We start from the raw sequence: 24731 nt of genomic DNA on the forward strand, positions 1-24731 counted from the left end.
AACCCCTGTCGCATGCATCGCGGTTGCAGACGAAACATGCACCGGGACCGATGGGCGCAAATTCGCACTCCAGGCCGACTGAACGACCCTTCCTGCGACAACTGCCCAGCGAGTGCCACGTTTTTGATCTCCGAAAGTTTCGAATGAAAAACAGAAACTTTTCCTGCCGCGCGTATTGACGATGCATCATCAACGCCTCGATCATTCCTGTCTGAGAAACCGGCCTCCGCTCGATATTTCGAACGCCCCGTGCCCGGCCGGTGATTCCTCCCTGTGTTCCAGTCCGTTCGTGATGTCTACCTTGGAGGCACAGTCATGGGCTTCTATGCCCTCCCCAGACCCGATGAGCGCCGCCGGATCCGCGGCCCGCTGGCGGCGCTGGCCGTCGGCGTCCTCACCGCGGCCCTCGCGCTGGTCACGCCGCCCCCCGCGCAGGCCGCCGAGAGCACCCTCGGCGCGGCGGCGGCCCAGAGCGGCCGCTACTTCGGCGTCGCCATCGCCTCGGGCAAGCTGGGCGACTCGACCTACACGTCGATCGCGAACCGCGAGTTCAACTCGGTGACCGCCGAGAACGAGATGAAGATCGACGCCACCGAACCGCAGCGGGGGCAGTTCAACTTCAGCTCCGCCGACCGCGTCTACAACTGGGCGGTGCAGAACGGCAAGGAGGTGCGCGGTCACACGCTGGCCTGGCACTCCCAGCAGCCCGGCTGGATGCAGAACCTCGGCGGCAGCGATCTGCGCCAGGCGATGATCGACCACATCAACGGCGTGATGGCCCATTACAAGGGCAAGATCGCCCAGTGGGACGTCGTGAACGAGGCCTTCGCCGACGGCAACTCCGGCGCCCGGCGCGACTCCAACCTGCAGCGCACCGGCAACGACTGGATCGAGGTCGCCTTCCGCACCGCGCGCGCCGCCGACCCGTCCGCCAAGCTCTGCTACAACGACTACAACGTCGAGAACTGGAACTGGGCCAAGACCCAGGCCATGTACAACATGGTGCGGGACTTCAAGTCGCGCGGCGTGCCGATCGACTGCGTCGGCTTCCAGTCGCACTTCAACAGCGGCAGCCCCTACGACAGCAACTTCCGCACCACCCTGCAGAACTTCGCCGCCCTCGGCGTCGACGTGGCCGTCACCGAACTGGACATCCAGGGCGCCTCTCCCACGACCTACGCCAACGTGGTCAACGACTGCCTGGCCGTCGAGCGCTGCCTCGGCGTCACCGTCTGGGGCGTGCGTGACATGGACTCCTGGCGCTCGGAGCAGACGCCGTTGCTGTTCAACAACGACGGCAGCAAGAAGGCCGCGTACAGCGCCGTCCTCGACGCGCTCAACGGCGGCGACACCTCGGAGCCGCCCGCGGACGGCGAGACGATCAAGGGCGTCGCCTCCGGCCGCTGCCTGGACGTGCCCAACGCCTCCACCAGCGACGGCACCCAGCTCCAGCTGTGGGACTGCCACGGCGGCACCAATCAGCAGTGGGAGTACACCGACGCCGGTGAGTTCCGGGTCTACGGCGACAAGTGCCTGGACGCCGCCGGCACCGGCAACGGCGCCGCGGTGCAGATCTACAGCTGCTGGGGCGGCGACAACCAGAAGTGGCGCCTCAACTCCGACGGCTCCATCGTCGGCGTCCAGTCCGGGCTCTGCCTCGACGCCGTCGGGGCCGGCACCGGCAACGGCACCCGGATCCAGCTGTACTCCTGCACCAACGGAAGCAACCAGCGCTGGACCCGCGCCTGACGGGCCCTTCCTCCGTCTCAGCCGTCCGGCGGTTCCTCGCCGGACGGCAGCCGGAGCGTGAAGACCGAACCGGTGCCAGGTCCGCTGCGTGCCTCGGCCGTCCCCCCGTGCGCCGCCGGCAGGTGGCGGACGGTGGGCAGGCCGAGGCCGCTGCCGTACCTCGTCGCCGGCCCGGCACGCCGCCAGTGTGACGGTGCCGCCCGGCGGGGTGTGGCGCAGGGCGTTGCAGACCAGGCTGCCGAACGCCTGCCGCATCCGGACCGGGTCGGCGTCCAGCCACGGTGTGCCGTCGGCGGTGGTGCGCGCTGGAGGACCACCGCCTCCTCGTCCGGGGAGGCGAGCAGGGCCGGCTCGGGCGCCACCACCCCGTCGCGGGTGCCCCCCAGCCAGCCGCGGATGTTGGTCAGCGGGCCGCGCAGTTCGTGCGCGATGTCGCTGACCACCGCCTTGCACGGCCGCAGACCTGGACGTCCTCCTGGACGTGATCGCCGCTCCGGCCCCCGCCGACGCCGCCGCCTGGCGCATCGACCTCCCGGCCCCGAAGTTCACCAGCCTGCGCCAGTACCGCATCGGCCTGTGGGCGGATGACGACCACTGCCGCGTCGACTCCGCGACCCGCGGCCTTCTCGACCGGGTCGCCCGACTCGTCCGCAACGCCGGCGCCACCGTCGACGACAACACCCGGCCCGTCGACCTCGCCACCAGCGACCACCTGTTCCAACGGCTGATGTACGCCACCGCGGCCGCGTCCGCCGACGACGAGGCCTTCGCCGCCGACTGCGAGGCCGCCGACGCGCTCCCCGACGACGACCCCGGCGCCCTCTACCTCAGGTCACGCACCATGCGGCACCGCGACTGGGCGCGCGCCGACGAGGACCGCCAGAAGCTCCGCGGCCAGTGGGCCGACTACTTCACCCGACACGACATCCTCATCACGCCGGCAGCACCGACCGCGGCCGTCGACGACCAGACGTCCGTCCCGCCGCCCCGGCGCCACGTCACCGTCGACGGCGAGCGCCGGTCCTTCTATGACCAGACCAGTTGGATCAACCTCGCCGGGCCCGTCGGCCTGCCGTCGATCGTGCTCCCCGCCGGCAGCACGAACACCGGCCTGCCGCTCGCCCTCCAGATCATCGGCCCGTACCTGTCCGACCGCACCCTGATCGCCGCGGCCCAGCAGCTCGCCCACATCCTCCCGACACCCACGAGCCCACCCCCCTTCACCGCCTGAACGAGATCGTCCCCGCAGATGCGGGGAGCAGACTTCCGCCTCACCACGTAGGACACGGTCCAAAGGACCGTCGTTCGCCGCGCTGCCCGAGGCGACCGGCGGCAGCCAGCGGGATGCGCCCTCCAGCGCCCGCCGAGCGTGGTGGAGGTGACGGAAGGTGTCGTCGGACCCGGCAGGCGGCGTCGATCCGATCTTCCGGCCGGCGAAGAAGCTGAGGAATTCCGAAGCAGGGCGGCGGCCCGGGGGTTCGGCGTGGTCATGCCTCGAACCCGTCAGGGTCGCGCCGCGGTCAGGCGGTGCGGCGTCTCAGTTCCGCCTCGGTCGAGGCCAGCAGCTCGTTCCAGGACGCCGCGAACTTGCGGACACCCTCGTCCTCCAGGACCCGGACGACCTCGTCGTGGGAGATGCCGAGTTCAGCGACCGCGTCGAGCACCGCGCGGGCGTCCTCGTACGTACCGCGTACGGTGTCGCCGCGCACGGCGCCGTGCTCGGCCACGGCCCGGAGGGTGGCCTCCGGCATGGTGTTCACCGTGTTCGGGGCGACCAGCTCGTCGACGTACAGGGTGGGCTTGTACGCGGGGTCCTTCACGCCGGTCGACGCCCACAGCGGACGCTGCCGGTGGGCGCCCGCGGCCTCCAGCGCGCGCCAGCGGCCGGTGGAGCAGACCTCTTCGTACGCCTGGTAGGCCAGACGCGCGTTGGCCACGGCCGATCTGCCCTTGAGGGCCGCGGCCCGCTCCGTACCCAGGGCGCCGAGACGGCGGTCGATCTCGGTGTCGACGCGGGAGACGAAGAAGGACGCGACCGAGTGGATCCGCGACAGGTCCAAACCGCGCTCCCCGGCCTTCTCCAGGCCGGTCAGGTACGCGTCCATGACCTGGCGGTGGCGCGCCGGCGAGAAGATCAGCGTGACGTTGACGCTGATGCCGAGGGCGGTCACCTCGGTGATGGCCGGCAGGCCCGCCTCAGTGGCCGGGATCTTGATCAGGGTGTTGGGACGGTCGACGAGCCAGGCCAGTTGTTTCGCCTCGGCGACCGTCGCGCGGGTGTGGTGCGCCAGCCGCGGGTCGACCTCGATCGAGACCCGGCCGTCCCGGCCGTGGGTGGCGTCGAAGACCGGGCGCAGGACGTCGGCGGCCGCGCGGACGTCCGCCGTGGTGATCATCCGGAGGGCCTCCTCGACGCCCACCCCGCGGGCAGCGAGGTCGTCCAGCTGTGTGTCGTAGCCGGAGCCCTGGGAGATCGCCTGCTGGAAGATCGACGGGTTCGTGGTCACACCGGCCACGTGCCGCCGTTCGACGAGGGCGGCGAGGTTGCCCGATGCGATCCGCTGCCGCGACAGGTCGTCCAGCCAGATCGCGACACCCGCGTCGGAGAGGTGCTCGAGTGCGTCGGTCATCAAGGGGGCTCCAGGAGTGGTGTTCATGCGTGTCGGCGGAGTGGGGCCGTCGTCCGCCCGCCCACCGGAGTGGTCCGGCGGGCGGGCGGGGCGAGGACGGGTCAGGAGGTGGCGGACACGGAGGGCGTGCCCGTGTCCTTGGTGTCCCTGCCGGGCTCGGCGAAGTGGGCCTCGCGCGCGGCGGCGGGGTTCCAGCCCCGGTCGACCACCCGGCGCTGGAAGGCGATGGCGGCGCCCAGCAGGACGAGGACGATGAGCGCGATCACGAGGGTGCCGCCCAGGGGGCCGAGCTTGACCGCGTAGCCGACGGACAGGCCGAACCAGCCGAAGTCGGCGTCGCCGAACGTGGTGTTGGCCAGGCCGAGCGAGCCGAGCACCTTCAGCAGCAGGGCGGGCAGGAAGGTGATGATCACGCCGTTGACGAAGCCGCCGACGACGGCGCCCCGGCGTCCGCCCGTGGCGTTGCCGAAGACGCCGGCCGTGCCGCCGGTGAAGAAGTGCGGGACCATGCCGGGCAGGATCAGCGCCAGGCCCATCGGCGCGTCGAACGCCATGAGCACGCCCAGGCTGGCCAGGCCGCCGGTGAAGCTGGCGATGAAGCCGATCAGGACCGCGTTGGGCGCGTAGGGGAAGACGACCGGGCAGTCGAGCGCCGGGAGGGCGCCGGGGACCACCTTCGCCGCGATGCCGTTGAAGGCCGGGACGAGTTCGCCGAGGATGGTGCGGACGCCGAAGAGGATGACGGCCACGCCCACGCCGAACAGCAGGGCCTGCATGACGCCGGCCATGATGTAGTCGCCGACGGACTCGGCGTCCATGACGGCGAACGCCTTCTCCTTGCCGACCCGGCCGAGCATGGCCACGGCGGCCACGGTGTAGATGAGGACCATCGACAGCGCGGTGGCGACCATCGAGTCGCGCAGGAACTTCAGCCCGTCGGGGAACTTCATGTCCTCGGTGCTCTTGCTGCGCTTGCCGACCACGCGGCCGACCGTGCCGGCCGCGATGTAGCCGACCGTGCCGAAGTGCCCCATGGCCACCTCCTCGCCCCCGGTGACCTTGCGCGTCCAGGGCTGGGCGAAGGCGGGCATCACGACCATGATCGTGCCGAGCAGGGCGGCGCCGACGGCGATCATCCACACCGCCGACAGCTCGGCGAGCGCCAGCAGGGCCGTGATCATGGTCGCCATGAAGAAGGTGTGGTGGCCGGTCAGGAAGACGTACTTGAGCGGGGTGAACCGGGCCAGCAGGATGCTCACCACGAATCCGGCGATCATCACCCAGGCGACCTGGGCGCCGAACTCCTCCTGCGCCAGGGCCACGACGGCCTCGTTGGTGGGGACCACGCCGCGGGCGCCGGTGGCGCCCAGGATGAGCTCGCCGAGCGGTTCCAGGGCGTTGACCACGGTGGCGGCGCCGACGCCGAGGATCAGGAATCCCAGCGCGGCCTTCAGACCGCCGCCGATGACCTGGCCGACGCTGCGGCGCAGGGCGAGCAGACCGATCGCGGTGATGATGCCGACCAGGTAGGCGGGCTCGTTGAGAACGTTGTTGACGATGAACTCGGCGGTGCCGACGATGACGTCCATGGGTGTGCTCCTCGGAGCGGGCGGGGAGAGCGGGGAGTCTGGGGAGCGTGGGGGCGTGGGGAGCGTGGGGGCGTAGGGAGCGTGGGGGCGTAGGGCGGCAGTGGGGAGAGCGGGGTGCGGCGTCCGCAGCCGTCAGCCCGCTTCGCGCAGGGCGTCGGCGAGCGACGTGGTGATGAGGTCGACGTTCACGAAGTTGTCGATCACCACGATCCGGGCCTTCACCTCGCCCAGCTGAGGGGCGAGTTCGCCGGAGGTGACGACGAGGTCCGCGCCCGCGGCGGCGCCGCGGGCGGTGCCGATGTCGGCGACCTCGACGTCGGCGGTCACGCCGAGGCGTCGCAGGGCCTTCTCGACGTTCATCTTCAGGATGATGCTGCTGCCGATTCCCATACCGCAGACGGTGAGGATCTTCATGACGGGACCTCCGGTTCGAAGCTGCCGATCAGGCGCCGCACGGTGGCGGCGTCGGGGGCGGTGAGGAGCTCTTCCAGCCGGCCGGGCGCGCCGAGCAGCTGGGCGAGGCCGCCGAGCGCCGCGGTGTGCCGGCTGTGGTCGGTCGCGGCCAGGCCGACGACCACGCGGACCGGGTCGTTGTCCTGGTGACCGAAGCGGACGGGGGTCCGCAGGGACACCCACGACAGTCCGGTGCGCCGGACCGCGGGTGAGGGGCGGGAGTGGGCCAGGGCCAGTCCCGGGGCGATGACGATGTACGGGCCGAGCTGCTCGACGGTCGCGATCATCTCGTCGCTGTACTCGGCGGTGGCGGCACCGGACCGGATCAGCCCCTCGCCGGCCAGGCGGATCGCCGTCCGCCAGTCGTCGGCGGAGGCGTCGACCTGGACCGACTGCTCGGGGAGGAGGTCCAGCAGGGACAGGGTGTCGGACATGAGAGGCACCTTGCTGGTCGGTAGTGGCACCCGATGCGGATGAGTGCGGCGGGTGACGGCAGCGTAAACAGGAATTCTGCCTAGCGCTAGACATAAGTCTGTTGACTTTGAACTGAAACCGGGTTGAGACTCGGGCAACCGCGGCGACCGGCCGCCCCGACCCAAGGACCGTTGATGGCAACACCCCCCGTACCGGCCACGGCGACCCCGCTCACCGGGATCGCGGCCTCCCCCGGCATCGCCGGCGGCACGGCAGTGCTGTGGAACGACCCGGACACGCCCCTGGCGGAGACCCGCATCGAGGCGGACCAGGTGGTTGGCCAGCTGGCCCGGCTGGACAGCTGTCTGCACACCGCCGCCCAGGAGCTCGACACCCTCAGATCCGCCGTGTCCGGCGCCGAGGGACAGGGCGTCCTCACCGCCCATCTGGCGATGCTGGCCGACCCCGGCCTGCGCGAACGCCTGACGGCGGCGGTGCGCGACCGGCTCGTGGACGCCCCCACCGCCGTGCAGCGCGTCCTCACCGAGCAGGCGGACACCCTGCGCGCCTCCGACAGCGCGCGCATCGCCGAGCGGGCCACCGACGTCGACGACCTGCGCCTGCGCCTGCTCACCGCCCTCGGCGCCGCCCGGCAGACCCGGCAGCCCGAACTCCCGGAGGACGCCGTCGTCGTGGCGACGGACCTCACGCCGTCGCAGACCATCGGCCTGGACCGCGACCGCCTGCGCGCGTTCGTTCTCTCCGGCGGCGGTCCGACCGCCCACACCACGATCCTCGCCCGCTCCCTCGGCATCCCCGCCGTCGTGCAGGTGTCCGGGCTGGAGGCGATACGGCCCGGCGCGCCGCTCCTCGTCGACGGCGACCGGGGCACCGTGACCCGCGACCCCTCCCCCGACGAGGTCGCCCGCGCCGCCGCGGCGGCCCGCGCCCGGGAGACCGCCGCCGCCGAGCCACTGCCCCACGCCACCACCGGCGACGGCCACCGCGTCCGGCTGTCCGCGAACATCGGCTCCGCCGACGAGGCCGTCCGCGCCCACCGCGCCGGCGCCCGCTCGGTCGGCCTGTTCCGCACCGAGTTCGTCTTCCTCGCCGGGGACGGCCTGCCGGACGAGGAGGAGCAGCTCGCCGCGTACGCCGGAGCCGTCCGGGCCCTGGACGGCGGACGGGTGACGATCCGTCTGCTCGACGTCGGCGGCGACAAGCCGCTGCCGCCGCTGACCGCCGCCGAGGCCAACCCGATGCTCGGCCACCGCGGTGTGCGGCTGCTGCTCGACGCCCCGGACGTGCTGCGCACCCAGCTGCGGGCCGCATTGCGGGCCGCCGCGCACGGAGAGGTGTGGATCTGCGTGCCGATGGTCTCCGGCACCGCGGAACTGAGCGCCGTACGCGGTCATCTCGACGCGGTACGGGCCGAGTTGGCGGCGAACGGAGTCGAGCACGGTCCGGTCGGGCTCGGGGTCATGATCGAGACCCCGGCCGCCGTGCTCTGCGCCCCGGCCCTGGCGCGCGAGGCCGACTTCTTCTCCGTCGGCACCAACGACCTGCTCCAGTACCTCGTCGCCGCCGACCGGGACAACACCCGCGTCACCCGTCTGCTCGACCCGCACACACCCGCCCTGCTGCACGCGATCGGCCTGGTCGTCGCGGCGGCGCACGCGCACGGCATCACGGTCAGCGTGTGCGGCGAGGCCGCGGGCGACCCCGCGATCCAGCCGCTGCTGATCGGCCTCGGCGTGGACGAACTGTCCATGACCGCCGCCCGTCTGCCGGACGCCGCGCGCGCGATCGGCGCCCTGAGCGGCGCCGAGGCCACGGAACTCGCCGGCCGCGCCGCGCACGCGGACGACGCCGACGCCGTACGCGCCCTCCTGGAGCCCGCGCCGCCCGCCCCGCCGGTCACCGCCGAGCCGCTGGACGGGGACGGGTGGGCCGTCAACGTGACCGTCGCCGACCCCGAGGGCCTGCACGCCCGCCCCGCCGCGCAACTGGTGGCGACCGCCCAGCGCTTCGCCTCCGAGATCACCCTGGACGTGGCCGGCCGGCGGGCCGCCGCCAAGGCCATGCTCGCCGTGCTGGGCCTGGGCGCGGACCGCGGCACCGAGGTACGGATCGAGGCCCGCGGCGCGGACGCCCGGGAGGCCGTGACCGCGCTGGGCGCGCAGCTGGCGGTCGCTCCCTAGCGGCCCGCAGCACCGCCCGGCTTCCCGTCACGTCGCCCCGGCTTCCCGTCACAGTCGACCCGGCTTCCCGTCACTGTTGTCGACCCGGCTTCCCGTCACAGTCGACCCGGTTTCCCGTCACCGTCGAACGGAATAGTGCACACGATTGGCATAATGACTGGCATGGGGATTCGCAACGGCCGAGCTGCGGCGGGGGCCGGCCACCTCCTGGACATGATCCGCAACAAGCGGGCCCGCACCCGGTCCGAGCTCGTCCGTGCCTCCGGCATGGCCCGCGCCACCGTCGAGAACCGGCTGACGGGACTGCTGGAGGCGGGTTACATCGTCTACGGGGCGGGCAGTCCCGGTTCGGCCTCGGTCGGACGCCCGGCCGAGGTGTTCGAGTTCAACCAGCGCTCCGGCACGGTCCTCGCCGCCGACCTCGGGCTCGACCACTGCCGGGTGGCGGTGACCGACCTGGATGCCGGGGTCCTGGCATCGGCCGGCGGACCGGTGGACATGGATGCCGGGCCGGAACAGGTCATGCGGGAGGTGGACCGGCACTTCACGGCCGTGCTGGAGCAGTCGGGCGCGGCGGCCGGCGACGTGCGGGCCATCGCCGTCGCCGTGCCGGGGCTCGTCGAGACCACGACAGGCCGTGTCAACTCCCCGACCATGATGGGAAAGTGGTACGAGTTCGATCTGAACGCGTTCTTCGCGCAGCGGTTCGCGGAGGTGCCCGTCCATCTGGAGAACGGCGCCCACGTCATGGCGCTGGGCGAGCAGCGCAAGCGGTGGCCGGACACCGCCGACCTGCTCATGGTCGACGCCGGGATGAGCGTCGGCAGCGGGCTGGTCCTCGACGGGCGGCTCTTCCGTGGGTCGCTCGGCGCGGCCGGGGACATCGGGCATCTCAACCGCGGCGGCAGCAGGGTCTGCCGGTGCGGCAGCGTCGGGTGCCTGGAGACCGAGGCGGCCGGCTGGGCGATCGCCCGGGATCTGCGGAGCATGGACCGCGAGGCGCGGACGGCCGCGGACATCGTGGCGCTCACCCGTCAGGGCGACCCCGACGCGGTCGGGCTGGTGCGCCAGGCGGGGCGGGTCATCGGCAGTGTGGTCGCCGACCTCGTCGGCGTCCTCAACCCCTCCGTGGTGACCGTCGGCGGGGCGCTCGCCGAGGCGCGCGAGACCCTGCTGGCGGGCATCCGCGAGGCCGTCTACGCCGGCTCCCACCCGCTGGCCACGCGCGATCTGCAGATCACCCACAGCCTCCTGGGCACCGACGCCGGCCTGATCGGCGCGGCCACCCTGGCCTCCGAGCAGCTCCTCGCCCCCGAGGCGATCGACGCGCAGCTCAGCAGCCGCTGACGTTTTGCCCGTACCCGCGCGGTTACCCCTGAAGGGTCATGCCCTCGCGTCCCCTGTGCACGGGCCTTGTCCACAGGCCGGACGCCGGGGCCGGGGACCGTGGACCGTCGACGGGATCGGAACGGAGCTCGCATGGCCGGCAACAAGGTGTCCGACTACATCCTCCAGCGGCTGCGCGAGTGGGATGTCGATCATGTCTTCGCCTATGCGGGCGACGGCATCAACGGTCTGCTGGCGGCCTGGGGACGGGCGGACAACAAACCGAAGTTCGTCCAGGCCCGCCACGAGGAGATGTGCGCGTTCCAGGCCGTCGGCTACGCGAAGTTCTCCGGCAAGGTCGGGGTGTGCGCGGCCACCTCGGGGCCCGGCGCGATCCACCTGCTGAACGGCCTGTACGACGCCAAGCTGGACCACGTCCCCGTCGTGGCCCTGGTGGGGCAGACGAACCGCAGCGCCATGGGCGGCTCCTACCAGCAGGAAGTGGATCTCGCCAGTCTCTACAAGGACGTCGCGTCCGACTTCTGCGAGACCGCCACCGTCCCCGAGCAGCTGCCGAACCTGATCGACCGTGCCCTGCGCACCGCGTACGCCCGGCGCACGGTCACCGCGGTCATCGTCCCCGGCGATGTGCAGGAACTGGACTACAGCCCGCCCACGCACGCCTTCAAGATGGTGCCCTCGAGCCTCGGTCTCGGCCGGTACGCGCCGGTGCCGGCCGAGGAGGACCTCCAGCGGGCGGCCGACGTGCTGAACGCCGGCGAGAAGGTGGCCGTCCTCATCGGGCAGGGCGCCCGCGGCGCACGCGAGGAGGTCGAGCGGCTGGCGGACGTCCTCGGCGCCGGGGTGGCCAAGGCGCTGCTCGGCAAGGACGCCCTGCCGGACGACCTGCCCTACGTCACCGGCTCCATCGGCCTGCTGGGCACCCGCCCCTCCTACGAGCTGATGCAGGAGTGCGACACCCTGCTGATGATCGGCTCCAGCTTCCCGTACACGCAGTTCATGCCGGAGCTGGACCAGGCGCGGGCCGTGCAGATCGACATCGACCCGCACATGATCGGCCTGCGCTACCCGAACGAGGTCAACCTCGTCGGCGACGCCCGCGAGACCCTGCGCCGCCTGCTGCCCAAGCTGCACCGCAAGCAGGACCGGGCCTGGCGGGAGAAGACCGAGAAGAACGTGGCCCGCTGGTGGGAGATCATGCAGCGCCGCGCCGCCGTCGGCGCGGACCCGGTCAACCCGGAGTACGTCGTGCACGCCCTGGACGGCAAGCTCCCCGACGACGCCATCCTCACCGCCGACTCCGGCTCGGCCGCCAACTGGTACGCCCGGCACCTGCGGCTGCGCGGCCGCATGCGCGGCTCCCTGTCCGGCACCCTGGCCACCATGGGCCCCGGGGTGCCGTACGCCATCGGCGCGAAGTTCGCCCACCCCGACCGGCCCGCGATCGCCCTGGTCGGCGACGGCGCCATGCAGATGAACGGCATGATGGAGCTGGTCACCGCCGCGAAGTACTACCGCGAGTGGTCCGACCCGCGGCTGATCGTGGCGGTGCTGAACAACGGCGACCTCAACCAGGTCACCTGGGAGATGCGCGCCATGTCCGGCGCCCCCCAGTTCGAGGAGTCGCAGCACATCCCCGACCTCCCCTACGCCGACATCGCCCAGCGCATCGGCCTGGACGGCGTACGCGTGGAGAAGCCCAAGCAGGTCGAGGCCGCGTGGGACCGGGCGCTGGCAGCCGACCGGCCCTTCGTCATCGACTTCCGCACCGACCCGGCCGTCCCGCCGATCCCGCCGCACGCCTCGCTCGACCAGATCGAGGCGGCGGCCACCGCGATCCTCAAGGGCGACAGCGACCGCGGCTCGATGGTGAAACAGGGCCTCAAGGCCAAGGTCCAGGACCTGCTCCCCGGCACCCGCCACCGCGACGACCGGCCGGGCGCCGGCAAGCACGACAGCACCGGGGAGAACACGTGACGCGGGCCCCGTCACGAGGACGGGGCCCGCGGCCGCCGGTGCGCGGGACGAACGTCAGCCGCTGACCGTGATGTTGGAGCTTCCGCTGCTCTGGAAGCCCTCGGTGGCCATGATCATGTAGTACCGGAACTCGCCCAGGTTCATGCCCGCGCGCGCCCAGGCGTCGAAGTGGTTGCCGGTGGTGATGGTGCCGGAGCCGATCACCTTCGACTGCCGGACGCTCCAGTACTGGTCGAAGGTGCGGGTGCCCTCGACGGAGGGGGCGTTGTAGCGCGTCGTCTTGTAGATGTCGTACGTGCCGCCGTCGCTGTAGACGGTGCCCCGGTGCTCGCCGGTGGGCCGGTAGCTGCCCCAGTTGTCGACGATGTAGTACTCCACCAGCGGGTTCGACGTCCAGCCGTAGAGACAGCCGTAGCCGTTGCCCGACGGGTTGAAGTAGCCGCTGTAACGGACCGTCCTGCGCCCGCCGTTGCCCCAGCCCTTGCCCGCGACGAAGTTGCCGCAGTTGGTCCACTGGGTGCTGTAGCTGCCGCCGCCGTTGAGCGTCATGGAGACGGAGCCACCGCCGTCGGTCCAGAACGAGTAGTACATGCCGTCGTAGCCGGTCTGGTTGGTCGTGATGGTGGTGGCGGCGTGGGCGGTGCCGGGCAGCAACAGTCCGGACGCGGTGGCGAGCGCGGCGGTGCCGGCGCCGAGGAAGCCGCGCCGGCTCAGGCCGCCGAAGGGAGCGGGGTTCTGCTGAAACTGGTCCTGCTGCGTGCCGTCCTTGTGCATGCGTCCTCCCGATGAAGGCTGGTGGGGGGCGGGCGGCCGGGGCCTGCCCGCGGGCCTTGCAGGGAAGTCTTCGGAGACCGCCATGAGCCTGTCAACAGTTTCGACCAAGTTTCGGAAACATTTCCTTCACATGGAGAGGGTTGAGATGTGGCATATTCGCAGTTCAGATAGCCTCCTACGCGACTCACCTCCTTCAGCGCATGGTGATGTGAATGCATAACACCGCAATCAAGAGAGCAGAGGGCGAAACTTTCGGACACGCGTGCCGAGGCGCGAGGGGGCGTGCGCGTGAAGCTCCGCCCATGCGCCCTTTTGCCCTGAGCCGGGCGGCTCGCAGGATCACCGGTTCATCACCGCGACGGGAAACAGGAAGCCGGTGCGAATCCGGCACGGTTCCGCCACTGTGACCGGGGAGTTGCCCCCGTCCACACGCCACTGCGCACCGCGCGGGAAGGCCAGGGGGAGGAGCGTCGATCCGGGAGTCAGGACGCTGGCCTGCCGCGGGCCCGATCCGAGGAGCGCGGACTCCCCAGGAGGCTTCACGTGTACGACGGCATGTCCCGTCCCCCGCTGTTCACCCCTGGACGTGGCCCGCTTCCGGGCCCGCATGTTCGTGCTGCTCTCCCTGGTCACCGGCGTCATCGTCGCGGCGTGCGGACCGATCGGCTTCGTCGGCCTGATGCTGCCGCACACCGTCCGCCTCGCCGTCGGCGGCGACCACCGCCGCGTGTGCCGGCGGCCGCGCCCTTCCTCCCTCCCCCCGAGTGAACACGGAAGGGGCCCGCGCGAGCGATCACTCACGCGGGCCCCTTCGTCGCGCCTGCCGTGAAGGGTGAGAAGACGATCACGAGCAGGACGTCTGTCGCGGCTACAGGCGCAGAAGCAGACTGTCGCCCCGCTCCTTGGCCGCGGCGTACCGCTTCGCCACGTCCTGCCAGTTGACGACCTGCCACATGGCCTCGATGAAGTCCACCTTCTGGTTCCTGTACTGCAGGTAGAAGGCGTGCTCCCAGGCGTCGAAGACGAGGACGGGGGTGGAGCCCTGCCCGACGTTGCCCTGATGGTCGTAGACCTGCTCGACGATCAGCCGGCCGCTGAGCGGCTCGTGGGCGAGCACGCCCCAGCCGGAACCCTGCGTGGTGGCGGCGGCCTTGGACAACTGGGCCTTGAAACCGGCGAAGGAACCGAACGACTCGGTGATCGCGTCGGCCAGTTCCCCGACACCGTCCCGGGCGAGGGGCTCGCCGCCACCACCGTCCTTCGGACCGGTCATGTTCTGCCAGTAGACCGAGTGCAGGATGTGCCCCGAGAGATGGAACGCCAGGTTCTTCTCCAGGCCGTTGACCGCCCCCCACGCCTCCTTGTCCCGCGCCTCGGCCAACTGCTCGAGGGTGTCGTTGGCCCCCTTCACATACGCCGCGTGGTGCTTGTCGTGGTGCAGCTCGATGATCTCCGGACTGATGACCGGCGCGAGCGCCGAGTAGTCGTACGGGAGCTCCGGGAGCGTGTAGAGCGCCATGCCCAAGGTCCGCCCTTCGACGTTATTGCAAGTTATGTGCAACTGCATCATACCGGCAAGTGTGGCGGGCCGTCGTACATGAGTGGGACTGGAGGAGGATGGCCGCCCAGGGCCAGGCGGCTTCGTATCCGGACCACGCAATGGCCGCCGGTCGCGAGCTCGCCAGGCGGAGGGAGACGATTCACTCCCGGTGGTCAGTGATGAACGTGTGAATGACCTGAGTCAGGCGGCGGCGGTCCCGCTCCGTCAGATGTGAGGCCTCCCCCACCTGTGCGAGGAAATAGCTCAGGCTCGCAGTGCAGATGTCTCCCTGCCGGTCCGGCAAGCTGCATGAGATGGACTTCCCGGCCGGATTCCCCTGCGTGACGGTGGACACGAACAGCGCGACCGTGTCATAGCGGGAGTCTCTGCCCCAGAGATACGAGCTGGAGCCGGCCTGAACCCGGACGAGCGAGGCATGCAAGTTGCGGACACCGGTCGACAGAGGGGTCACCTCTTCATCCGGCGGTTTGGTGCAGTCCGCGCCTGGTGACAACCGGGCGACCTCGGGAAGGTACTCACAGCCGTAAACCGACGAGTAGGCGGCCCCGGCCGGGGCGAATGCTTCCGACACCCCCGAACGGCCGTCGTCCGCCCCCATGAAGAAGTGGATGCTGCTGGCTCCGAAGACGAAGTGACAGGTCCCTGTTTCGGGACCGAGTATGTACTGCACGGCGTCACCGCGTCCGGCCCGTATACCGGCGACGGCCGCCCCTCGGGGAAGAGTCAGTGGGCTCGGCAGACGGACGGAGTCCGGTATGGGGTCATCCGTGGGTACGGCGTAGGCGGACCTGTTCTCGCAGGTTCGGACATGCACCACCGTCTCCACGGCGCCGTCCGTGGCGGAACGGCCGGAGGACGCGGGCGGGTCGGGGCGCTCCGGTGAATCGGAGCAGCCTGTGACGAGCAGGACGACGGCCAGGACCGCCGCGCCCACCAACCCGGCCGCGTGTGATCTCGGGCCAGGTCGTCGGGCCGCCCACGAACCACTGTCTGAGAACCAGTCCGGCCGCACTCCGTGCATGAAAGTGACTGCTTCCTCGTCAGGACCGCACGCCGCTTCCGCAGCGGCATCCCGTCAGCCCTTGCCACCTGATGCCCAGTTGAAGACGCAAGGGACCGCCGTCAGCGGTTTTCCAACGCGTGCCGAAGAAACGGTGAGCCGGGTCGGACACTGCACTGTCATGGGAACTACTGGCAGGTTACAACGGTATGCGAGAGGACCAACAGTGGTGCAACGGAGGCGAGTTGATGCAGTCGGTGGACAGATTGCCCTTGGAGGACGGCGGGGAGATCGTGTTCGAAGTGGTGCCGGGTACCGTCCGTCCGGCCGGGGAAGGCCCGGTGCAGGCCGGGAGGGTGACGGACGCGGTGAGGAGGGCGCCGGCGACGCTGCAGGAGGCACTCCGACCGGTCCGGGACATGACGCGTGCCGTGGTGACGCAATTGCGGGATGCCGGACCGGCCGAGGTCGAAATCGAGTTCGGACTGGACCTCTCAGGTCAGGTCGGCGTGATCGTCAACAAGGGTGAGGCGGCCGCTCACTTGAGGATCAGAGCCTTGTGGCGGGGTGAAGCATGCACGGGCGACGGCGTGCGAGCCGAATAGATGTCGGCCCACGAGAGCCGCTCCGCTCCCGGCGCCGGAGAGCCTCAGGACCTGCCCAGGGGTGCGGGCTCGGGTGCGGCTCCGGCCTCCGCGGTGGCCGCTGCCGTGGCGCAGATCGTTGCCGCGGACGGCGCAGTGACAGGTGCAGGGTTCCTGGGAGGCGAGAGCCTGGTCATCACGTGTGCTCACGTGGTGCACATGGCCGGCAGCGGCCCCGGCGGCCGGGTCACCTTGTGCTTTCCTCACCTGCCGGATGCACCACGGGTCGAAGGAACAGTTCTGGCCGATGCATGGCGCGCCCCGGAGAAGGAGGACATCGCGGCTGTGCGCCTGGAAAAGGTACCCGTCGGGGGCCGCCCGATGTCTCTCGGGTCGAGTGCCGGATGTTCGGGTCACCGGATCTCCTCGTTCGGATTTCCCGCCCAGGCTTTCAGCGGCGGCCACTTCGGTTATGGCACAGCCGGTGACCGGCTGCCCGGGGGCCGAACGGGAACCCTGCTGCAGTTGACGGGTGCGAACGACCTGACGGCGGGCTTCAGCGGCGGACCGGTGGTCGACGAGGTGACCGGCCTGGTCATCGGGATGGTCTCCGCGTTCACCCACCCCGACCCGCACCACCGAGGGCTGGGCGTCGCCTACGCGACGCCTGCCGAGGTGCTACGGAAGGTGGTGCCGGAGCTGGCGGAGCACAAGGTGCTCCCCTACCCAGGGCTGGCGCCGTTCACCGAGCAGGACGCCGCATGGTTCCACGGCCGGCAGACCGCGGTGCACGGCCTACTCGAACGCTTGCGCCGCCACCGGCTGATCCTGGTGCTCGGCCCGTCCGGTGCGGGGAAGTCCTCCCTCGTCCGGGCCGGAGTGATCCCTGCGCTGGCCGACGGCGGGCTGCCCGGCAGCGACCGATGGCTCCATGTCCTGGCCCGGCCCGGCCAGAACCTGCTGGAGGAGTTGGAACGGTCCGGCCTGGGGGGTGCCGCGATCGATGGCATGGGGCCGGCGGTGGACCGTTGTCTGGCGGCGGCACGGGGGGACCGGTTGTTGCTGGTCATCGACCAGTTCGAGGAACTCCTCATCCAGTCGGCGGCCGATGACCTGGGCCCCGGCCCTCCCCCGTCCGTCGTTGCGGAACTCATCGCGGCGATCGACGCACACCCCGTACTCAGCGTCGTACTCGTCATGCGGAACGACTTCTATCCACGCCTGGCAGATCTGTGCCCCGGCTTGCTGGAGGCGGCCAAGGCCGGATCACTGGACGTGTCCGCCCAGCTCACCGTGTCCGAACTGCGCGAGATCGTCATCCGGCCGGCGCAGGACGCCGGAGCACGCTTCGAGGAAGGTCTGCCGGAGCGCATCATCGAGGACTTCCGAGCCGCCGATCCAGAGGGCCGTACGCCTGCCACACTTCTGCCCCCTCTTCAACTCGCGCTGGCCGAACTGTGGGAGCGCCGCACCCACGGCCGTATCACCCACGACGCCTACCAGCGCATCGGCGAGGTCACCGGCACTCTGACCACCTGGTGCAACACCGCCCTCAACGCTCTGCCCGCCGGCCATCGGACCACCGCACAGCGCGTCCTCACGGCGCTGGTCCACCCTGCCGACGCCGCACACGGCATACCGGCCACCCGTCAGCGAGTCACCCTGGCCCGTCTGCGCACACTCTCCCAGGACGCCAGGGAGGCACCGTCCGTTGCGAGTACCGTTTTCGACGAGGTCATAACCGCGCTGAGCCGTGACCGCATCATCACCACGAGCACCCCTCCCGGCACAGAAGGGCGCCCGGGTGAGCCCGTCGCGGAACTCATTCACGACGCACTCATACGTGACTGGAGCGACCTGCGTGCTTGGATGGCGCGCGACCGCCGCTTCCAGACGTGGCTGCACCAGGTGACCGGACTGCGCAACCGGCACGCAGACACCGGACTGGCCGCGGACCTGCTCGTCGGCACTGCCCTCGCAGAGGGACTGGAGTGGGCCCGGCAGCGCTCGGTTCCCGCCGAGATCGCCGCCTTTCTGACCGCGAGCGAGAACCACCAGCAATCCGTCGTCCGTCGCGCTCAACGCCTCAACGCTCTCCTGGTCTTCCTCCTGTCCCTCACCCTTGTCGTCGCCGGCGTGGCCGTCTGGCAGCGCCAGGAAGCGCTCGACGCCCAGCACCGAGCACAGTCCCGGCAACTCGCCGCGCAATCCCAAGCTCTCCTGGGCACCGCGCCCGACCTGGCGTCGCTCATGGCGATCCAGGCATACCGGATCTCACCCACCGCGGAAGCACGCGCCGGACTCCTGCGCGCGGCTGACCTCGGACTCGCTCACCTCCTCGGCGCGCGCGGCGGTGACCTGCAGTCGGTGGCGTACAGCCCGGACGGGAAGACACTCGCCGCCGGAGGCGCCGACGGCACCATACGGCTGTGGGACGTCGCTTCCGGTGAACAGCGGGACACCCTTCGCACCTCCTACAGTGGCCACGTGCGGTCCGTGGCGTTCAGCCCGGACGGAAGGACACTCGCCTGCGGCGGTGACGACGGCAGAGTACGGCTCTGGGACGTGGCCGCCAGGCGGTGGCGACGCGACCTGGCAGTCGACGGTGGATGGGTCTGGTCGGTGGCGTACAGCCCGGACGGAAAGACACTCGCCGCCGGAGGTCGCGACGGTGGAGTGCGGTTCTGGGACGTGTCCTCGGGCAGGGGATGGGACGGCCCGGGTGCCCATGGCGGTGAAGTGCTGTCGGTTGCGTTCAGTCCGGACGGCACCACGCTCGCCGGCACCAGCGCCGACGAGCGCGCGGACGGCAGAGTACGGCTGTGGGACGTATCCACGGGACGGCGGCGGGACCGTTCGCTCACCCATCTCGGCGGCCAGGTGACGTCGGTGGCGTACAGCCCGGACGGAACGATCCTCGCCACCGGCGGAGAGGACGGCAGGATACGGCTGTGGGACGTCGCCGGCGGCCGCCAACGGGGCGACCCCCTGACACCCGGCGGTGACGTGCGGGCGGTGGTGTTCAGCCCGGACGGGACAACCCTCGCCACCGGCGGAGAGGACGGCAAGGTCCGGCTCTGGGACGTCTCTTCCGGCCGGCAGTCAGGCAGCACCCTTGTACACGGCAGCCAGATATCGTCCCTGGCATTCAGTCCGGACGGAGAAACACTCGCCGGGGGAGGTGGCGGCACGGCGCGTCTGTGGGACGTGGACGCCGGTGAGCCATCGGACGGCTTCCTCTCCACTGTCGACGGCCCGCTGTATTCACTCGGGTTCAGCCGGGACGGCACCTCGCTCACCGCCGCCGGTCCCGACTCGGTTCATCTGTGGGACCTGGCCTCTGATCGGCGCCGGCGCAGCCGCCTGGAGGATCCGGGCGGCCCCGTTGTCTCGGTGGCGCTCAGTCCGGACGGCGCTACACTCGCCGGCGCGGTCTCCGGCAGCGGGTTACGGCTGTGGGACGTAGCCACGCACAAGCAGGAGGGTGACTTCTCGTCGCCTTCCGGCGAGCACGCCATTTCGGTGGCGTTCACCCCGGACGGGAAGACACTCGTCACGGGAGGAGACGACGGCAAGGTGCAGCTGTGGGACACGGCAACCGGCGAACCGCGCGGTGACCCAGTGGTCCACGGAGAGCCGCCTTGGACACAAGTGGAGTTGGTGGCGTCAAGCCCGGACGGCGAAACACTCGCCAGTGCGGGCAACGAGACGGTGCGGCTGTGGGAGATGACCACGGGCCGGCAGCTGGGCCACCCTCTGGCCGCTCGGGGCGAGGTGTCGGACATGGCGTTCAGCCCGGACGGCAAAACACTCGCCGTCGCCGTCACGAACACGGTCGAGGGAGTGGTGCGGCTGTGGGACGTGGCGACAGGACAGCAACGCGCCGAACTCAGCGGCAACGACAAAGTCGTGTCGTCGGTGGCGTTCAGCCCGGGGGGAGACACACTCGCCGTCGTCGGCTCCACCGACCACCCGGACGCCTTCCCCTCGGGCTCCGTCGGCAGCGGGATTCGGCTGTGGGACCTGGCCACAGGGCAGCAACGCGCCGAACTCACGGACCACACCGGAGTGCTGTCGGCGGTGGCATACGGACCGGACGGGGACACGCTCGCGAGCCTCTCCGTCCGTACCGAGGGCGACCATACCGCGACCTCGACCGTACGGCTGTGGAATGTGGCGCTCCCCGACCCCGCCGAGGCCGTCCAGGAAATCTGCCGCGCCCTCGGCCGGGACTTCACCGATGCCGAACGGTCCCGCTACCTCGCCGGCCTGCCGACCGACCCGGTGTGTCCATGAACGGGCGGAACGGACAGCGGTGAGCGTTGCCGTGCATGTCGCAGGTCACGCCCCTCATGCACCAGCTCCGCGATAGCAGGCACTCCGCGTGACGTACGATCCGGCGTTCTCGTCTGCCTGGGTCTGTGAGACCTACCTTGCGGGTCCGGCCGGGCGGCACACTCACGGCATGCCATCCGTACGTCCGTGAACGCGGCGCGCCGGATGCCGCGGGCGAGGTACGCGGCCGTCGCCGGCGGCCCCGCCCGTCGGTCGCGGACGTCGTCACCCCCACCACCGAACCGAAGGCACACACATGTCCCATGACCCCACCGGGCCGGCCGTTTCTCCGCCTGACGGCTCCCCGCCGCCGTCCCGGCGCACGTTCATCGTGACGACCACCGCGGTGGGCGGTACCGCCGTCGCCGGCGGTCTGGCCGGGGCCGCGCCCGCGCTGGGCGCCGTACCGGAGGCGGCCGGCGGTCCGTCAAGCGGCCGTGTCTCGCTGACCGTCAACGGTGAGCGGCACACCGTCACGGTCGACCACCGGACGTCGCTGCTCGACCTGCTGCGCGAGCGACTCGGTCTGACCGGGTCCAAGAAAGGCTGCGACGCCGGAGCCTGCGGGGCGTGCACCGTCCTGGTCGGCGGGCGTCGCGTCAACGCGTGTCTGACCCTGGCGATACGCCTGGAAGGCGCCGAGGTCACCACCGTCGAGGGTCTGGCCCCGGGTGAGGACGGCGAACTCCACCCGTTGCAGGAGGCGTTCATCGCGCAGGACGCACTCCAGTGCGGATTCTGCACGCCGGGTCAGATCATGTCCGGCCTCGGGTGCATCCGGGAGGGCCACGCCGGCTCCGCGGAGGAGATCCGCGAGTGGATGAGCGGCAACGTCTGCCGCTGTGGCTGCTACGTCAAGATCGTCAAGGCGGTCGGCCAGGCCGCCGCGCACGGGAAATGAGGCCGGCCACATGTATCCCTTCTCCTACACCAGGGCCTCCGACACCCGGGGCGCGCTGGCCGCCGGGCGGCGCGGCGGCCGGTACATCGCCGGCGGCACCACTCTGGTCGACCTGATGCGCGAGACCGTCGAGCGGCCTCGCGGGCTCGTCGACATCGACGGACTGCCGCTGCGCGAGGTCGCCCGCACCGAGCGCGGGGGCCTGCGCATCGGCGCCCTGGTACGGATGGCCGAGGCCGCCGCCCACCCCGAGGTGCGCACCGCCTACCCCGTCCTCTCGCAGGCACTGGAGCTCAGCGCCTCCCCGCAGGTGCGGAACATGGCCAGCATCGGCGGCAACCTCATGCAGCGCACCCGCTGCACGTACTTCCGCGACGTGACCGCCGCCTGCAACAAGCGCGACCCGGGCACCGGATGCGCGGCACGGGACGGCTTCAACCGCACCCACGCCATCCTCGGCACCTCCGAGCACTGCGTGGCCACCCACCCCTCCGACGCCGCCGTGGCCTTCGCGGCGCTGGAGGCGAGCGTGCACCTGCTGGACCCGGACGGGCGCGCGCGGCGCGCGCGTCTGACCGACTTTCTGCTGCGGCCCGGTCGCACTCCGCACCGCGAACAGGCCCTGAAGCCAGGCGAGTTGATGACGGCGGTGGAGGTGCCGGCTCATCCGCGCCCGCTCCGGTCTGGCTATCTGAAGGTGCGTGACCGGCAGTCGTTCGAGTTCGCCCTCACCTCCGCGGCCGTCGCACTGCACATCCGCGGAGGGGTGATCCGGGAGGCGAAGGTCGCCGCCGGCGGCGTCGGCACCGTCCCGTGGCGGCTTTCCTCGGTGGAACGGGAGTTGGCCGGCGAACGGCCCTCGAACGCCCTGTGGGCCAGGGCCGCCGGACGGGCGGCTGAGGGAGCCCGTCCGCTGGAGCACAACCGCTTCAAGGTCGACCTGCTCGAACGCACCGTCGCCCGTCAGCTCCGCATCGTAGGGGGTACGCGATGAGCACCCAGCCGCACGCGGCCGTCGGAGCGCCGCTGTCCCGGGTGGACGGACGGCTGAAAGTCACCGGCAGGGCCGAGTACACCGCCGACCACGACGTCAAGGGCGTGGTCCACGCGGTTGTCGTGGGCAGCCGTGTCGCCCTCGGCCGCGTCACGGCCGTCGACACGCGCGCCGCCATGGCCCAGCCCGGCGTCCTGAAGGTGATCAGCCATCTCGACGCGCCGCGGCTGGCGTACGACGACAACCCCGATGCGTTCATGGACCCCGCCGGCGAACGCCTGCACGTCTTCCAGGACGACCGCGTCCGCTTCTTCGGGCAGCCCGTCGCCGTGGTGGTGGCCCGGACGCTGGAAGGAGCGCAGCACGCCGCGCGGCTGGTGCGTGTCTCGTACCGGACGGAGCGGCCCTCCACCGACCTGACCGCCCCCGGCCTCCCGGCCTCCGACCTGCCCCCGCAGGGCTACGAGCGCGGCACCCCGCGGGAGGCACTGGACGCCGCGGAGGTCCGGCTGCAGGCCGTCTACCGGTTCGCCCGCGTCCACCACAACGCCATGGAGCCGCACGCCACCATCGCCCGCTGGGACGGCGACGAGCTCACCGTCTGGGACAAGACCCAGTGGGTGCAGGGGACGCAGTACGAACTCGCCGCCGTGTTCGGCATCCCGCGGGAGTCGGTGCGCGTCATCTCGCCCTTCGTCGGCGGCGCGTTCGGCAACGGGGCGCGGGTCTGGCCGCACTCCACCGTCGCGGCCGTGGCCGCCCGGGTGACCGGCCGTCCGGTGAAGCTCGTGCTGACCCGCGAGCAGCTCTACCACGGGGTGGGCTACCGGCCCGCCTACACGTACGAACTCCGCCTGGGCAGCGACCGGAGCGGACGGCTGGCCGCGGCGGTCCACGACATCAGGGCCGAGACGTCCGCGTACGAGCACTTCCTGGAGGGAACGATGACGCCGGGCCAAATGCTCTACGCCACCCCCCACGTCGGCCAGACGTACCGGACCGTGCCGCTCGACGTGAACACGCCGACCTACATGCGCGGCCCCGGCTACGCGACCGGCGCGTTCGCCATCGAGTCGGCCCTGGACGAACTCGCCCACGAACTGGGCATCGACCCGATCGAGCTGCGGCTGCGCAACGAGACGGCACAGGACCCCTCCAACGGGCTGCCGTTCTCCACGCGGCGGCTGCGCGAGTGCCTGCGTGTGGGTGCCGACGCCTTCCGCTGGGACCGGCGTGCGCCGGAGCCGCGTGCCACCCGTGACGGCGACCTGCTGATCGGCACCGGCGTGGCCGCCGGCTGCTACCACACCCTGCGGCTCGGGGCCCAGGCCCGGGTCAGGCTGGATGCCGACGGCACGGCCCTGGTGGAGTCCGCGTCCAGTGACATGGGCCCCGGCACCTACACCTCGATGTCCCAGCTCGCCGCGGACGCTCTCGGCCTGAACATCCGGAAGGTGACCTTCCGACTCGGCGACTCCCGCATGCCGGCGTCCCCTCCCCACACCGGCTCCGTCACCATGGCCAGCGTCGGCTCCGCCGTCCAGGACGGATGCGACCGGCTGCGGCGACAGGCGATCGAGCTGGCCGTCGGGGACAGGGACTCGCCCCTGTACGGCGCCGACGCCGGCGACGTCGTCGTGCTCGGCGGCCGGCTGCGCGTACGCGGCAACCCGGCGCGCACGGAGACCTACGAGCGGCTCCTGACCCGCAACCACCGCACCCACCTGGAGGTGCTCGGCTCCGCCGCGCAGCCCTCCGCGCCCGCGCGGTCGTCGATGTACGCCTTCGCCGCGACGTTCGCCGAGGTCGCCGTCGACGCCCGGCTGGGCACGGTACGGGTGCGGCGGATGCTCGGCGTGTACGACGCGGGCCGCATCATCAGCCCCAAGCTCGCCGAGAGCCAGGCGCTGGGCGCCATGGTCGGCGGCATCGGCCAGGCGCTCCTGGAGCACACGGTCACCGACCACCGCGACGGCAGGATCGTCAACGCGAACCTGGCGGACTACCTCGTCCCCGTCAACGCGGACGTCCCAGACCTGCGGGCGGTCTACCTGGACGGCGGCGAGGACCTCGACGCCGCGCCCATCGGCGTCAAGGGGCTGGGCGAGGTGGTGGCCGTCGGCGTGGCGCCCGCCCTCGCCAACGCCGTCTTCCACGCCACCGGCCGCCGCGTGCGCGAGCTGCCGATCGCCCTCGAAGCCCTGCTGTGACCCCGGGGCGGC

At 71.2% G+C, this 24731-nt stretch carries 17 protein-coding genes, 2 pseudogenes and 1 riboswitch; of the genes and pseudogenes, 11 read left to right on the forward strand and 8 right to left on the reverse strand.

Annotated features, from left to right (window positions below; genetic code table 11):
• The first annotated feature begins 315 nt into the window (after positions 1–315).
• Positions 316–1749, forward strand: a complete 1434-nt coding sequence (locus AC5L3C_RS08710; protein WP_493648205.1) for an endo-1,4-beta-xylanase — start codon at positions 316–318, stop codon at positions 1747–1749.
• A gap of 17 nt (positions 1750–1766) precedes the next feature.
• Here AC5L3C_RS08710 and AC5L3C_RS08715 read toward each other — a convergent pair.
• Positions 1767–2198 (reverse strand): annotated as a pseudogene (locus AC5L3C_RS08715) (sensor histidine kinase family protein); the annotation flags it as partial.
• Between the two features lie 32 nt (positions 2199–2230).
• Here AC5L3C_RS08715 and AC5L3C_RS08720 point away from each other — a divergent pair.
• Positions 2231–2980 (forward strand): amidase family protein, encoded by a 750-nt coding sequence (locus AC5L3C_RS08720; protein WP_493648207.1) that lies wholly within the window; start codon positions 2231–2233, stop codon positions 2978–2980.
• Between the two features lie 289 nt (positions 2981–3269).
• Here AC5L3C_RS08720 and tal read toward each other — a convergent pair whose 3' ends face one another.
• The 4 genes from tal to AC5L3C_RS08740 all read right to left on the reverse strand — a co-directional run bounded on the left by tal (position 3270) and on the right by AC5L3C_RS08740 (position 6855).
• Positions 3270–4379, reverse strand: a complete 1110-nt coding sequence (gene tal, locus AC5L3C_RS08725) for a transaldolase (RefSeq protein ID WP_493648209.1) — start codon at positions 4377–4379, stop codon at positions 3270–3272.
• Between the two features lie 101 nt (positions 4380–4480).
• Entirely contained in the window at positions 4481–5968 is a 1488-nt protein-coding gene (ulaA, locus tag AC5L3C_RS08730) for a PTS ascorbate transporter subunit IIC (RefSeq protein WP_493648211.1), read from the reverse strand.
• A 132-nt stretch (positions 5969–6100) separates the two neighbouring features.
• On the reverse strand, positions 6101–6382 hold the full coding sequence (locus AC5L3C_RS08735; RefSeq protein WP_125503663.1) for a PTS sugar transporter subunit IIB: 282 nt from the start codon (positions 6380–6382) through the stop codon (positions 6101–6103).
• Entirely contained in the window at positions 6379–6855 is a 477-nt protein-coding gene (locus AC5L3C_RS08740; protein WP_493648214.1) for a PTS sugar transporter subunit IIA, read from the reverse strand. The genes AC5L3C_RS08735 and AC5L3C_RS08740 overlap by 4 nt, the downstream gene beginning before the upstream one ends.
• Before the next feature lie 174 nt (positions 6856–7029).
• On the opposite strand from AC5L3C_RS08740, the gene ptsP reads away from it, so the two are divergent.
• The 3 genes from ptsP to AC5L3C_RS08755 all read left to right on the forward strand — a co-directional run bounded on the left by ptsP (position 7030) and on the right by AC5L3C_RS08755 (position 12360).
• On the forward strand, positions 7030–9036 hold the full coding sequence (gene ptsP / locus AC5L3C_RS08745) for a phosphoenolpyruvate--protein phosphotransferase (protein ID WP_493648216.1): 2007 nt from the start codon (positions 7030–7032) through the stop codon (positions 9034–9036).
• A gap of 162 nt (positions 9037–9198) precedes the next feature.
• Complete coding sequence (locus AC5L3C_RS08750; protein ID WP_493648217.1) at positions 9199–10383, forward strand: ROK family protein; 1185 nt, start codon at positions 9199–9201, stop codon at positions 10381–10383.
• Positions 10384–10515: 132 nt separating this feature from the next.
• On the forward strand, positions 10516–12360 hold the full coding sequence (locus AC5L3C_RS08755; protein WP_493648219.1) for a thiamine pyrophosphate-requiring protein: 1845 nt from the start codon (positions 10516–10518) through the stop codon (positions 12358–12360).
• Between the two features lie 54 nt (positions 12361–12414).
• Here the strand turns inward: AC5L3C_RS08755 and AC5L3C_RS08760 are convergent, their stop codons facing one another.
• A complete protein-coding gene (locus AC5L3C_RS08760) occupies positions 12415–13134 on the reverse strand; it encodes a glycoside hydrolase family 11 protein (RefSeq protein WP_493648221.1) in 720 nt (239 codons plus the stop codon).
• Positions 13135–13478: 344 nt separating this feature from the next.
• Positions 13479–13630, forward strand: a riboswitch (cobalamin riboswitch).
• Positions 13631–13714: 84 nt separating this feature from the next.
• On the opposite strand from AC5L3C_RS08760, the pseudogene AC5L3C_RS08765 reads away from it, so the two are divergent.
• Positions 13715–13864: pseudogene (locus AC5L3C_RS08765) on the forward strand (iron chelate uptake ABC transporter family permease subunit); the annotation flags it as partial.
• Positions 13865–14002: 138 nt separating this feature from the next.
• Here AC5L3C_RS08765 and AC5L3C_RS08770 read toward each other — a convergent pair.
• Positions 14003–14653 (reverse strand): superoxide dismutase, encoded by a 651-nt coding sequence (locus AC5L3C_RS08770; RefSeq protein WP_493653784.1) that lies wholly within the window; start codon positions 14651–14653, stop codon positions 14003–14005.
• A 181-nt stretch (positions 14654–14834) separates the two neighbouring features.
• On the reverse strand, positions 14835–15365 hold the full coding sequence (locus AC5L3C_RS08775; RefSeq protein ID WP_493648222.1) for a hypothetical protein: 531 nt from the start codon (positions 15363–15365) through the stop codon (positions 14835–14837).
• Positions 15366–15943: 578 nt separating this feature from the next.
• On the opposite strand from AC5L3C_RS08775, the gene AC5L3C_RS08780 reads away from it, so the two are divergent.
• The 5 genes from AC5L3C_RS08780 to AC5L3C_RS08800 all read left to right on the forward strand — a co-directional run bounded on the left by AC5L3C_RS08780 (position 15944) and on the right by AC5L3C_RS08800 (position 24719).
• Positions 15944–16300, forward strand: coding sequence for a CU044_2847 family protein (locus tag AC5L3C_RS08780; protein WP_493648225.1), 357 nt, complete (start codon positions 15944–15946; stop codon positions 16298–16300).
• A complete protein-coding gene (locus tag AC5L3C_RS08785) occupies positions 16301–20575 on the forward strand; it encodes an nSTAND1 domain-containing NTPase (protein WP_493648227.1) in 4275 nt (1424 codons plus the stop codon).
• Between the two features lie 295 nt (positions 20576–20870).
• Positions 20871–21515 (forward strand): (2Fe-2S)-binding protein, encoded by a 645-nt coding sequence (locus AC5L3C_RS08790; protein WP_493648229.1) that lies wholly within the window; start codon positions 20871–20873, stop codon positions 21513–21515.
• A 10-nt stretch (positions 21516–21525) separates the two neighbouring features.
• Complete coding sequence (locus AC5L3C_RS08795) at positions 21526–22509, forward strand: FAD binding domain-containing protein (protein ID WP_493648230.1); 984 nt, start codon at positions 21526–21528, stop codon at positions 22507–22509.
• Positions 22506–24719, forward strand: coding sequence for a xanthine dehydrogenase family protein molybdopterin-binding subunit (locus AC5L3C_RS08800; RefSeq protein WP_493648232.1), 2214 nt, complete (start codon positions 22506–22508; stop codon positions 24717–24719). The genes AC5L3C_RS08795 and AC5L3C_RS08800 overlap by 4 nt, the downstream gene beginning before the upstream one ends.
• The last annotated feature ends 12 nt before the right edge of the window (positions 24720–24731 follow it).

This window comes from Streptomyces speibonae (genome assembly GCF_984686075.1).